The sequence below is a fragment of the Xanthomonas indica genome (assembly GCF_040529045.1).
Classification (GTDB): Bacteria; Pseudomonadota; Gammaproteobacteria; order Xanthomonadales; family Xanthomonadaceae; genus Xanthomonas_A; species Xanthomonas_A indica.
On sequence record NZ_CP131914.1, the window covers coordinates 4,175,496 to 4,187,794 of the forward strand.

The window sequence follows — 12,299 nt, forward strand, 5'->3', positions numbered from 1 at the left end:
CAAAAGGCCGATTCTTTAGCCACGTTAACAGCCAGGTTATCGCCCGCCTTTACTGTGTGACCAGGGCATTTTCCCTGGCGATACATGGGGCTAGAAGTCTCGCCTCTTCGACACGTCCTTGCTCGACAAGCGATGCGATGAGATGCTCGTCGTAAGCAAGATCTTTTTTTATCCGAACAGCGGCGCAGTACTCTCTCGATGCAAGGCGGGGATCGTGCAGGACGCGACCCGCGTAATCGGCATACAACAAGTGAGCATCCAGAAGGCCTGGCTGCCTGCGCACATAAATCTCGCTTATCGTCTTCAAAAGTTGATCTGATACCGGTGTCCCATCCATGCGCTCACTATGCAATGCATAGAAGGCACTGAATTCCTGCGGCCCCAGTGGCCTTGTCTCGAATTTCTGCACAATCCTGGCTTGCCACTCTGGATTAACTGGTCTGCCAGCCTTCGCATTGATCAATATCATGGCCTGCTCAGGCAATGGTGAGGACCGAGGCAGGGCAGATGCTCTCGCCAGTTCCGCCATGGCCAACGTGTAGTTGACGGAATCGACTTCACCGCCAGAGCGCTCCATATAGATACTGGCCAGCTCATATGACGCACGCGAGGAATTCTTGTTGTCGATCACCGCAGAGTTCGCAAAAAGCGCCGGATTTCCCCACACCGAGCTCCGCAAGAAGGTGGCAAACGCAAGTCCGACGATGCACGCGCCAACAAGCACGACTGCGACAGTCTGCTTGCGGCTGCTGATCAGACAACGCACCAACTCTGCCGCCACCAACAATGGCCCAAGCAGTGCAAGATAGTTTCGATGCTCAAACACGAGCTCCAACGCCAAAGGCGCGCTGGTTATGAGATGCGACGCGAAAAAAAAACCTACACCCAAACTCACCAACGGCATCTTTCGACGCGCCAGAACGCCGACCAAGACCACACCACCCAAGAACACCAACCCGATAAACGTCGTAGGAGGCTGAAAGATGCCGTGCGAAGGAGCAACGTCGTCGTGATAGAAAGTCAAGTTCCCGGGAGAAGGCCAGACCATCCAATAGATATATTCGGGAAGAACACGAAATTGCGTCATCACCCGTTCCCACATGGTGAAATCGCGCATCGCGAACTGCCCGGAAATGCGTGGCAACAGGAAACCAAAGAAAACCACAGCACCCACAGCGAAAATCGAACCATAGGCGCCCCTTATGATCTTTCTCAGACGGTAATTCTGTGCATCAAACCGCATCAGAGCCAATTCGATGACAAAAGCGTAGACCGGCATCTGAGCGGCATTTTCTTTCGATAAAATCCCAAACACAAGAAACACAGAACACAGCATAAACATAACACCGCCGCGCTCCCCTGCCACCTGGCGGGTGCGCGCTGAAACATATGCGATCAGAGATAAAAGAAGAAAGAGGTTCCCCAGCAACTCCATTCTTTGCACAACATAAAGAACCGCGGAGACCTGCAAGGGGTGCAAGCCCCAGGAAAACGCCACCAAAATACTGGCGACCGCTTGATTCCGACTTGACTCGGTCGGCCACGCGAGCGCGACGAGGCGTCGAAGGAGCAATCCCACCAGCACGATATTGATAGCGTGAAGTAATAGATTCCCTTCCTTGTAGGCACCGGGATCCATACCGTGCATCCAATAGCCGAGCGCAAGACTCAAGGTAGCGACGGGCCGCCCGATTGGGCCTCCATAGGCATGCGCAGCCTCCCACAATCCATGGAGCGTCACGGCCTTGAGCATGATGGATTTGTTTTCGACGACCGCCTGGTAATCGTCGAACAAGAACCCTCCCGACAGCCCTGGCAGAAACACAACACATGCCAAGATGGCGGCCAAGCTCAGCATGGACAAGAAGTACAGGCGCTTCATCGTTTGGCCCGAATCAAAATAGAGAATCCACTCAGTCAGCCTTGCATTCCACCGGAATATATTTCTGCCGCGCCGAACTACTGCATATCCACCCGCCTTCCGCCGAGCGGTCCCAACGCATTTCCTTATCCTGAATATCAGACCCGCCATTCATCTTGCACACGATAGCGCGCGTTATCCCGTCTGCAGGTGCACTTACCGTGATCGCGTTGCAGCGCACGCTGCTCGCCTGAAGACTCACCCCCTGGGCGCTATATTCATCCACTCCAGCGCCCCTCGCGACCAGCGATTCGTACGCAGCTTTCCCAATTGTAATTTCGCGCAAAGCGGCAACCGCCTGTGCTTTTGCCAAATAGTCCATGTAAATAGGCAACGCGATGGCGGACAGGACTGCAATGATGGCCACAACAACCATCAACTCTATCAATGTAAAACCATGCACCGTACGTCGCTGCATACTCTCCCCCAGTACGCTCATAGGTGGCCGTCACCAGTCATCACTAGAACCGCAGCGAAAAAAAAAGCCCCGATGTCCGGGGCTTTTTTTGTACAGCAGACGCGAATCAGCTGCAGCCGGTCGGCTTGTACTTGGCGTCGACCGACGAGCTGCAAGCCCAGGTACCGGTGCTGGCAGTACGGGTCAGAGTAACGTTCTTGCCAGCGATCTTGGCCGCATTGCCCTTCAGAGTACAGGCAATCGTGGTATCGGTCACAGCGATGCTGCAACGGGTCGTGCTCGAGGCCAAACCGATCTGAGCCGGCGTGCTGAGGGTGCTGCCCTCGTTCTTCTTCACCTCGAACTGGGTCTTGCCCGGGGTGATTTCCGCCAGACCGGCGGTGGCCTGCGACTTGGCGACATAGTCCTGATACATCGGCAGCGCGATGGCGGCCAGGATGGCGATGATCGCGACCACGATCATCAGTTCGATCAGGGTAAAGCCCTGCTGCTTCTTCATTGTGAACCCCTAGAGATGGAATGAGGTGGTGGTAGGCACTCGCCCGCGGATCCTACTCCCCGAGCGCCGCGGCGAAGCGCCACGTGCGAGGTGATAGAAGCAGACGGCGTGCCAACTTCTGACGCCGCCCTGCTCCATGCCTCGTGGCGCATCATGCCCTAGCAGGCAAGGCAAGAGGCAGATAAATCGGAGATTTGCGACAGAATGGGCCATCTGTCGAATTTTGGCAAAAAGTGACGCTGGAGGTCACATCGATGGACAGGGAACCTTGCCGACGCGGCCCCTACGGGTGTCAGACGCCCAGGAAACCGATACCATGCTTGGCATGTCCGCCCGGGGATGGCCGGACGGGGGAGACGACCTGATGTCCGCAACTCGCAGCGCAGTCAAGAAAGAGCCGGTCGCGCGCAATACCAGCCAACAGTTGCCCTTCGTCTGGGAGGGCACCGACAAGCGCGGCATCAAGATGAAGGGCGAGCAGATCGCCAAGAACGCCAATCTGTTGCGCGCAGAACTGCGCCGCCAGGGCATCACCCCGTCGGTGGTCAAACCCAAACCCAAGCCGCTGTTCGGCGCGGCGGGCAAAAAGATCACCCCGAAGGACATCGCCTTCTTCAGTCGCCAAATGGCGACGATGATGAAGTCAGGCGTCCCGATCGTGGGTTCGCTGGAAATCATCGCCAGCGGGCACAAGAACCCGCGCATGAAGAAGATGGTCGACCAGATCCGCACCGACATCGAGGGCGGCTCCTCGCTCTACGAGGCGGTCAGCAAGCATCCGGTGCAGTTCGACGAGCTGTACCGCAATCTGGTCAAGGCCGGCGAAGGCGCCGGCGTGCTCGAGACGGTGCTGGAGACGGTTGCGACTTATAAGGAGAACATCGAGGCACTGAAGGGCAAGATCAAGAAGGCCTTGTTCTACCCGGCCATGGTAATGGCGGTTGCCCTGATCGTTACCTCGATCCTGCTGGTCTGGGTCGTCCCGCAATTTGAAGACGTGTTCAAGGGCTTCGGCGCGGAACTGCCAGCCTTCACCCAGATGATCGTCGCGGCATCGCGCTTCATGGTGTCGTATTGGTGGATGCTGTTGCTCCTGCTGATCGGCACCATCGGCGGCTTCATCTTCGCCTACAAACGTTCGCCTGCGATGCAGCATGGGATGGACCGATTGGTGCTCAAGGTGCCGATTATCGGCCAGATCATGCACAACAGCTCGGTGGCGCGTTTCTCGCGCACTCTTGCAGTCACCTTCCGCGCCGGCGTGCCGCTGGTGGAGGCACTGGACATCGTCGCTGGCGCCACCGGCAACAGCGTCTACGAAACTGCCGTGCTGCGCATGCGCGACGACGTGGCGGTCGGCTACCCAGTCAACGTGGCGATGAAGCAGACAAATCTGTTCCCGCACATGGTCATCCAGATGACCGCGATCGGCGAAGAAGCCGGTGCGCTGGATGCGATGCTGTTCAAGGTGGCCGAGTACTTCGAGCAGGAAGTGAACAATGCGGTCGATGCCTTGAGCAGCCTGATCGAGCCCTTGATCATGGTGTTCATCGGCACCATCGTCGGCGGCATGGTCATCGGCATGTACCTGCCGATCTTCAAGCTGGCCTCCGTCGTTGGATAAGCATTAATGGCATTTCTCGATCAACACCCCGGCCTCGGCTTCCCGGCCGCGGCCGGACTTGGCCTGCTGGTGGGCAGCTTCCTCAACGTGGTGATCCTGCGCATGCCCAAGCGCATGGAGTGGCAGTGGAAGCGCGATTCGCGCGAGATCCTGGAGCTGCCGGACATCTACGATCCGCCGCCGCCCGGCATCGTGGTGGAGCCGTCGCACTGCCCGCACTGCAAGCACAAGCTGGCCTGGTTCGAGAACATCCCGCTGTTCAGCTGGCTGGCGCTGCGCGGCAAATGCCGCTACTGCCATGCGCCGATTTCGCCGCAATACCCGCTGGTGGAACTGCTCACCAGCCTGCTGGTGGTCGCCAGCGTGTGGCGCTTCGGCTTCGGCTGGCAGGGTTTCGGCGCGATCGTGTTCAGCTGTTTCCTGGTGGCGCTGTCCGGCATCGACCTGCGTACCCGTCTGCTGCCGGACCAGTTGACGCTGCCACTGATGTGGCTCGGCCTGATCGGCAGCATGGACAACCTGTACATGCCGGCCAAACCCGCTCTGCTCGGCGCGGCGGTCGGCTATTTCTCGCTGTGGTCGGTGTGGTGGCTGTTCAAGCAGATCACCGGCAAGGAAGGCATGGGCCATGGCGATTTCAAGCTGCTGGCCGCGATCGGCGCGTGGTGCGGCCTGAAGGGCATCCTGCCCACCATCCTGATCTCGTCGCTGGTCGGTGCGATCCTGGGTTCGCTGTGGCTGGCGGCCAAGGGCCGCGACCGCGCCACGCCGATCCCGTTCGGCCCCTACCTGGCGATCGCCGGCTGGATCACCTTCTTCTGGGGCACGGAGATCGTGGAGACCTACATGCGCTGGTCGGGACTGCGCTGACGGAGCCTGCGGCTTGACTGATTTCGTCGTCGGCCTGACCGGAGGCGTGGCCTCCGGCAAGAGCGAACTGAGCCGCCGCTTCGAGGCCAAGGGTGTCGTCGTCGCCGATGCCGACCTCGCCGCTCGCGCAGTCGTCGCGCCGGGCCATCCGGCGCTGGCGCAGATCGTGGCGCGCTTCGGGCCGCAGATCCTGCAGGACGATGGGCGGCTCGACCGCGCCACCTTGCGCCAGCGCATCTTCGAGGACGCGACGGCGCGCCGCGACCTGGAAGCGATCACCCATCCCGCCATCCGCAAGTTACTGCAGGAACAGTGCCGCGAGGCCGCAGGACCGTATGCGATCGCGGCCATTCCCCTGCTGACCGAGGTCGGCGCACGCGCCGCCTATCCCTGGCTCGACCGGATCCTGGTGATCGACGCCCCCGAGGCGCTGCAGCATGCGCGCCTGATGCAGCGCGACGGCATCACCGCCGACCTGGCGCAACGCATGCTGGCGGCGCAAGCGACCCGCGCCGCGCGCCTGGCCATTGCCGACGACGTGGTGGTCAACGACGGCGCCGCCGCCGAACTGCAGGAAGCGGTGGATCGGCTGGATCGGCAGTACCGCGACCTGGCCACAGCAAAGTCTTCGCTGTAGAAAAGCGTTTATTCCGCCATCAAGGATCAGAAGCGACCCGCACTGACTGGAATAGCCTGGTCGCGGCTGAAGCCGCTCCTACCGCGGGGAGAGGACGGCCTGCCGCCAGCCTCAAGCCGGCTTGAACCACAGCGTCGCCACCACGCCCTTGGTCGCGCCCGGACGCACGTTGACCTGCCAGCCGTAGAGGTCGCAGAGCCGACTGACGATCGACAGACCGATGCCGCCGCCCTGGGAATGACCGGCATGGGTGCCGCGGTAGCCGCGCTGGAACAGCTTGGCCGCGTCCTCCTCGCTCAGGCCCGGGCCGGAGTCGATCACCTGCACCGCATCGCTCAGCACCCGCACCACTACCTGCCCTTCCTGGGTGTACTTGACCGCATTGCCGATCAGATTGCCCAGCGCCACCGACAACGCCGCTTCCGGTGCATCGATGGTCAGGTTGCGCTCGCCTTCCAGCAGCAGTTGCAGCGGCTTGCCGCCCAACTGCGCGCGATGCGATTCGATCAACTGCTCGGCGACCTTGGCGACGTTGCTGTGGCCCTGCCCGCGCTCGTTGCGCGACAGCAGCAGCAGCGACCCGATCAGGTCGCTGCACTGCTGTTCGGCACGCTGGATGCGCTGCAGGCGCTGCAGCACCTTCTCGTCGAGATTGGGCCGGGTCAGCAGCAGCTCGGTGGCGCCGCGAATCACTGCCAACGGCGTGCGCAGCTCATGGCTGACGTCGGCGTTGAACTCGCGGTCGCGCTGCACCACTTCGGTGAGGCGCGCCGAGTAGTCGTCCAGCGCCTCGGCCAGCTGGCCGACCTCGTCGTCGGGGAAGTGCGGCGCCAACGGCTTGGGATCGCTGCTGCCGCGATAGGCGCGCAGACGCGCGGCCAGGTCAGACACCGGCCGCATCACCCGCGACGCCGACCACCAGCCGATCACCAGCGACAACGCACTGAACACCAGCACCGACAGGATCAGGGTGCGCTTGAGCTGGACCTCGCCCTGCATGGTCTGGGTCAGGTCGTAGGCCATGAAGAACCACGCGTCCGGGGTTTTGCGGACGCCGACCTTGTAGGCGAACGCTTTGCCGTCGGCGTCGGTACCCGACATCATGTGGATGCCGTCGCTCAGACGCTCCCATTCCGGGAAATCGCGACGCAGGCCATCCAGCTTGTCGGGGCGGTAGACGAAGCCCTTCATCTGCTGGACCGGGATCGCCAGGTTGCGCCCACCGCTGGCCACGTAGCTGCGCCAGGACGCTTCCAGGTTGCGGTTCATCACGTCCTCGACCAGCTGGTTCTCCACGCGCGCGCGCGCCCAGTTGGTGGCGAACGCGAACAGCGCGGTCAAGCCGAAGCCCAACAGCACGAACGAGAGGATGATGCGGCTGCGGAGACGGCGGCGGTAGCGCCCGCGCCGCCGCACGACCCGCGGCAACACCGGCGCTTCAGGCATCGGGCGCGGCGATGCGGTAGCCGATGCCGTGGCGGGTCTGGATCATCGGCACGTCGAACGGCTTGTCCACCACCGCGCGCAGGCCGTGGATATGCACGCGCAGCGAATCGGAGTCGGGCAATTCCTCGCCCCACACGCGGGTCTCCAGCTCCTGCCGGGTCACCACCGCCGGAGCGGCCTCCATCAGCGCCTGCAGGATCTTCAGCGCGGTGGGATTGAGCTGCAGCAGCTTGCCCTGGCGGCGCACCTCCAGCGTATCCAGGTTGTATTCCAGGTCGCCGGTCTCCAGCACCCGGGTGTGCACGCCCTTGCCGCGACGCGACAGCGCGTTGAGCCGCACTTCCACTTCCTGCAGCGCGAACGGCTTGATCAGATAGTCGTCGGCGCCGGAATCGAATCCGGCAAGCTTGTTGTCCAGCGAGTCGCGCGCCGTCAGCATCAGCACCGGGGTCTGCTTGCGCGCCTCGTTGCGCAGCTTGCGGCAGACTTCGATGCCGTCCATGCCCGGCAGGTTGAGGTCGAGCACGATCGCATCGAACTCGTGCACCACCGCCAGGTGCAGGCCAGTGACGCCATCGGCGGCGAAATCGACGGTGTGGCCGCGATCCTCGAGGTAGTCGCCCAGATTGGCAGCGATGTCGCTGTTGTCTTCGATCACTAGAATTCGCACCAACATTTACCCCGTCAGTCGTACTTGCCAGTTGGATTGCGCCGCATCAGTTCCTGCGCATCCTCGTTGTCGCGGCGGCGTTCCGCCACGGTCCTGCATTGCGTGGTCGTGCGCAGCGAGCCTGTCACGGCCTCGCGCCTGCACACCATCCGGCTGTCCGCTGCCGCTTTGGTCAGCAACGTATTCACCGTTTCCTGATCGTTGAACAATGCGACCTTCTGCTCTTCCTTCAAGGTCTCCACGTCCTGGTGGGCGTCGAGTATCGCAGCCATTCGCGCCAATGCAGCTTCGACCTTGCCGCGATCGTCAGCATTGATTTCGGAATAGGTCTTACCATCGTTCAATTGCTGCCGAATTGTACTGAGTTGCTGCGCGAACGCTTTCTTCACGTTCATGGGCGCCTCACCTTTGGGCGCCGCCATCGCCGTGCATGCCAGGAGCATGCCCAGCACCAATGCCATCGACCGTTTCATCCCCTTCCCCCGCAGTTGAACGCGCCTGGCAATGTAGCCCCCGCGCAAACACCGCCGCAAGCAGTAGACGGGCTGGGTCAGGTAGGTGCTCGCCAACAAAAAGACCCAGGCAGCGGGGCTGCCTGGGCCGAAAAAGTTCTATCCCGATTACCGTTCCTGCTGAGGAGGGCAGAGCTGCGGTTCGACGAAGCTTACGCAGGGCGGAATTAAACCGGTGTTAAGCCAGAACCCTTAGCCACAGATTCCGCTAACCCGCTGATTTCTTTCGCTTCAGGCAAGCTTCGAGGTGTTCGATGACCTTGCCGGCGATGTCCAGTCCGCAGACCGTCTCGATGCCTTCCAGGCCCGGGGTGGAGTTGACCTCCAGCACCAGCGGGCCACGCCGTGAGCGGATCAGGTCGACGCCGGCCACGCCCAGGCCCAGCGCCTTGGCCGAGCGGACCGCCACCTCCTGTTCGCCGCGGCTGGCCGTGGTGCGCTCGGCGGTGCCGCCCAGGTGCAGGTTGGAGCGGAAGTCGCCCTCCGGCGCGGTGCGGCGCATCGCCGCCACCACCTGGTTGCCGACCACGAAGCAACGCAGGTCGGCGCCCTCGGCCTCACCGATGAATTCCTGCACCAGGAAGTTGGCATATAGCCCGCGCAGTGCCTCCACCACGCCGCGCGAGGCGCTGGCCTTCTCGGTCAGGATCACCCCGGTGCCCTGGGTCCCTTCGTTCAACTTCACCACATGCGGTGGCGGGCCGAGCATGGACAGCAGGTCGCCGGTGTCGTCCGGGTTGTCGCCGAACACGGTCATCGGCATGTCGATGCCCTTGGCCGCCAGCAGCTGGTGTGCACGCAACTTGTCACGGGCGCGCAGGATGGCGTCGGAGGGGTTGGGCGTACAGACGCCCATCATCTCCAGTTGCCGCAGCACCGCGGTGCCGTAGCGGGTGACCGAGTTGCCGATGCGCGGGATCACCGCGTCGTAGCCGGTGATCGGCTTGCCCTTGTAATGCATGGTGAAGGCGCCGGCGGCGATGCGCATGTAGCAGCGCAACGGGTCCAGCACCCGCACCGTGTGCCCGCGTTCGCGGCCGGCCTCGACCAGGCGCCGGGTCGAGTACAGCTTGGTGTTGCGGGACAGGATGGCGAGCTTCATCGAGGGCGGCGGCGGTGGCAGGCCCGGCATCATACGTCGCGTCACCGGCACTGCGATGCCGCGCGTCGTCGCAGCCGCCGCCGGCGCGGCAAGGCCGAGTATGCGAGGTGATCGCCATCACCCACGGTCCGCGCGCTGTCCCACAGCCGACATCGGACCGCCCCGAAACGTTCACAAAACCGTTGCATCGTGGCGGGCGGGCCGCGTCTAGGCCCGGTATACCGGCTGCCCGCGCCCCGCGCGGCAGGTCCGGCACGTCTCCCCCTCATGATTGGTGACTTTCGATGACCCCCACTTCCAGATCCTTGCGCCCGCACGCGCTGGTGCTTGCCGTTGCGTCCGCCCTGCCGGCCTTCGCCGCGCTGGCCGAGACCGCGCCGGCCGCCGCCACCGCAACCGCCGATGCGGCGGCCAGCGCGAGCGGCAACGATGCCACGATGCTCGACGCGATCACCGTCGTGTCCAGCGGCACCACCCGCCAGGTGCAGCGCATCACCCGTGAGGACATCGGAATCGCCGCTCCCGGCACCAGCGCGCTGAAGGTGCTGGACAAGCTGCCGGGCGTGCAGTTCCAGTCGGCCGACCCGTTCGGCGCCTACGAATGGTCCACCGCGATCAGCCTGCACGGCTTCGACCAGAGCCGGCTCGGCTTCACCCTGGACGGCGTGCCGCTGGGCAACATGAGCTACAGCGTCAGCGACGGCCTGCAGGTGACCCGCGCGATCATTTCCGAGAACGTGGCCTCGGTGGAACTGGCGCAGGGCGCCGGCGGCCTGGGCACGCCGTCGAGCAGCAACCTCGGCGGCACCGTGCGTTACTACTCCGCCGATCCGGATGCCGACGCCGGCATCCGTTTCAGCCAGACCCTCGGTTCCGACAGCACCCGCCGCACCTACCTGCGCGGCGACACCGGCGACATCCACGGCTTCTCGCTGTACACCTCGCTGGTGCATGGCGAAATGGACAAGTGGAAGGGCTACGGCAACAACGAGTACAACCAGGCCAACGCCAAGGCGCTATACCAGTGGGGCGACGGCAACCGGGTCAGCCTGTACCTGGACAGCTCGCACCGCAAGGAATACGACATCATGGACCTGTCGCTGACCTCGCAGCGGGTCCTCGGCTGGGATTGGGACTACCTGATGCCGGACTGGAACAGCGCGGTGCAGATCGCCAACGCGCTCAACGGCAAGGGCAGCTACCCGGCCAGCCTCAACGGCCTGCCCGCCGACTACGGCAAGGCCGATGCGTCCTATTACTCCGGCGCCGGCCTGCGCCGCGACAACCTGGCCGCGCTCAGCGGCACGTTCAACCTCGGCGGCAGCGCCACGCTGAACCTGACCGGCTACTACCACGACAACAACGGCGAAGGCCAGTGGACCACGCCGTACGCGGCGTCCTCGGCCAGCGTGCCGCTGTCGATGCGCACCACCGACTACCGCCTGAACCGCCATGGCGTCACCGGCTCGCTGAACTTCACCGTGGCCGGCAACGAGATCGAGATCGGCGGCTGGTACCAGAACGCCAAGACCGTGCAGGAGCGCAACTACTTCCTGCTCGACGGCCCGTTCACCGATCTGTACTACTTCAACAAGAACGGCACCCTGTTCGCGCGTGGTTTCGCCCAGCACTACGACACCGACACCACCATGGTCTACGCGCAGGACACGCTGCGCCTGATGGACGAGCGCCTGACCCTGAACTTCGGCGCCAAGAAGCTGATCGTCGACACCACCGCGCAGTCGCAGGTGCCGTCCGCGTCCAACGCCGCCGGCGAGATCAAGGCCGACTCCGACCTGCTGCCGCAGGTGGGCGCCAACTTCAAGATCGACGAGCACCAGGAGGTCTACGCCTCCTACAACAAGAACATGGCCGGCTTCGGCTTCACCCCGTTCCAGGAATCGCAGGCCGCGTTCAACGCGATCAAGGGCTCGCTGGAGCCGGAGACCGCGCAGACCTACGAACTGGGCTACCGCGTGCGCGGCGGCGGCGTGGAAGCGTCGCTGGCGCTGTACCACACCACCTTCGACGACCGCCTGCTGGTGACCTCGCCGTGCAGCGCGATCCAGACCTGCTCGGCCACGCTCAACAACGTCGGCTCGGTGCGCAGCCAGGGCGCCGACCTGGCGGTAATCTGGCGCCCGATCGAACAACTGCGCTGGCTGAACTCGCTGTCCTACGACGACTCCACCTACCAGGACGACTACCTCAACGGCGGCGTGGTGGCGACCTCCGGCAAGCGCGTGGTCGGCATCCCCGAGTGGATGTTCTCCAGCAGCCTGGCCTACGAGAACGCCGGCTGGCACGCCTCGCTGGACGGCAAGTACACCGGCCGCCGCTACATCAGCTACCTCAACGACTCGTCGGTGCCCAGCTACTGGCGCTTCGACCTGAGCGCCGGCTACGACTTCGGCCAGGTCGGCATGTTCCAGAACCTGGGGCTGAGCGCGAACGTCACCAACCTGTTCGACAAGCGCTACTTCGCCACCGTCGGCACCAACGGCTACGTCGTCTCCGACCCCAACGGCTACAACCAGACGCTGATGGCCGGCGCGCCGCGCCAGTTCTTCGTCACCTTCAGCGGCAAGTTCTGAGCCGAG

At 63.3% G+C, this 12,299-nt stretch carries 11 protein-coding genes; 4 read left to right on the forward strand and 7 right to left on the reverse strand.

Going from position 1 to position 12,299, the window contains the following annotated elements:
* Positions 1-49: 49 nt before the first annotated feature.
* From Q7W82_RS17985 to Q7W82_RS17995, 3 genes are all read right to left on the reverse strand, one after another.
* Positions 50-1,795 carry a hypothetical protein gene (locus Q7W82_RS17985; RefSeq protein ID WP_353949499.1) on the reverse strand — a complete coding sequence of 582 codons (1,746 nt, stop codon included), beginning with the start codon at positions 1,793-1,795 and terminating at the stop codon, positions 50-52.
* Between the two features lie 118 nt (positions 1,796-1,913).
* Positions 1,914-2,360: a pilin gene (locus Q7W82_RS17990; protein WP_311195437.1), complete on the reverse strand. Its 447-nt coding sequence runs from the start codon at positions 2,358-2,360 to the stop codon at positions 1,914-1,916.
* Positions 2,361-2,445: 85 nt separating this feature from the next.
* Positions 2,446-2,838 carry a pilin gene (locus Q7W82_RS17995; protein WP_017910395.1) on the reverse strand — a complete coding sequence of 131 codons (393 nt, stop codon included), beginning with the start codon at positions 2,836-2,838 and terminating at the stop codon, positions 2,446-2,448.
* Between the two features lie 364 nt (positions 2,839-3,202).
* On the opposite strand from Q7W82_RS17995, the gene Q7W82_RS18000 reads away from it, so the two are divergent.
* From Q7W82_RS18000 to coaE, 3 genes are read left to right on the forward strand one after another with little or no spacing between them, the layout of a single operon-like run.
* The gene (locus Q7W82_RS18000; RefSeq protein WP_242161061.1) at positions 3,203-4,462 is read left to right on the forward strand and encodes a type II secretion system F family protein; all 1,260 of its coding nucleotides are present in this window, start codon (positions 3,203-3,205) and stop codon (positions 4,460-4,462) included.
* A 6-nt stretch (positions 4,463-4,468) separates the two neighbouring features.
* Positions 4,469-5,332, forward strand: a complete 864-nt coding sequence (locus Q7W82_RS18005) for an A24 family peptidase (protein ID WP_010342233.1) — start codon at positions 4,469-4,471, stop codon at positions 5,330-5,332.
* A gap of 13 nt (positions 5,333-5,345) precedes the next feature.
* Complete coding sequence (gene coaE / locus Q7W82_RS18010) at positions 5,346-5,969, forward strand: dephospho-CoA kinase (RefSeq protein WP_242161017.1); 624 nt, start codon at positions 5,346-5,348, stop codon at positions 5,967-5,969.
* A 111-nt stretch (positions 5,970-6,080) separates the two neighbouring features.
* Here the strand turns inward: coaE and Q7W82_RS18015 are convergent, their stop codons facing one another.
* From Q7W82_RS18015 to rimK, 4 genes are all read right to left on the reverse strand, one after another.
* Positions 6,081-7,415 (reverse strand): HAMP domain-containing sensor histidine kinase, encoded by a 1,335-nt coding sequence (locus Q7W82_RS18015; RefSeq protein ID WP_242161016.1) that lies wholly within the window; start codon positions 7,413-7,415, stop codon positions 6,081-6,083.
* Positions 7,408-8,085 (reverse strand): response regulator transcription factor, encoded by a 678-nt coding sequence (locus Q7W82_RS18020; RefSeq protein ID WP_010340533.1) that lies wholly within the window; start codon positions 8,083-8,085, stop codon positions 7,408-7,410. Before Q7W82_RS18020 ends, Q7W82_RS18015 begins: the two co-directional genes overlap by 8 nt.
* 14 nt (positions 8,086-8,099) lie before the next feature.
* A complete protein-coding gene (locus tag Q7W82_RS18025; RefSeq protein ID WP_242161015.1) occupies positions 8,100-8,546 on the reverse strand; it encodes a hypothetical protein in 447 nt (148 codons plus the stop codon).
* A gap of 259 nt (positions 8,547-8,805) precedes the next feature.
* Positions 8,806-9,699: a 30S ribosomal protein S6--L-glutamate ligase gene (gene rimK, locus Q7W82_RS18030; protein WP_242161014.1), complete on the reverse strand. Its 894-nt coding sequence runs from the start codon at positions 9,697-9,699 to the stop codon at positions 8,806-8,808.
* A gap of 284 nt (positions 9,700-9,983) precedes the next feature.
* On the opposite strand from rimK, the gene Q7W82_RS18035 reads away from it, so the two are divergent.
* Positions 9,984-12,293, forward strand: coding sequence for a TonB-dependent receptor (locus Q7W82_RS18035; protein ID WP_242161013.1), 2,310 nt, complete (start codon positions 9,984-9,986; stop codon positions 12,291-12,293).
* The last annotated feature ends 6 nt before the right edge of the window (positions 12,294-12,299 follow it).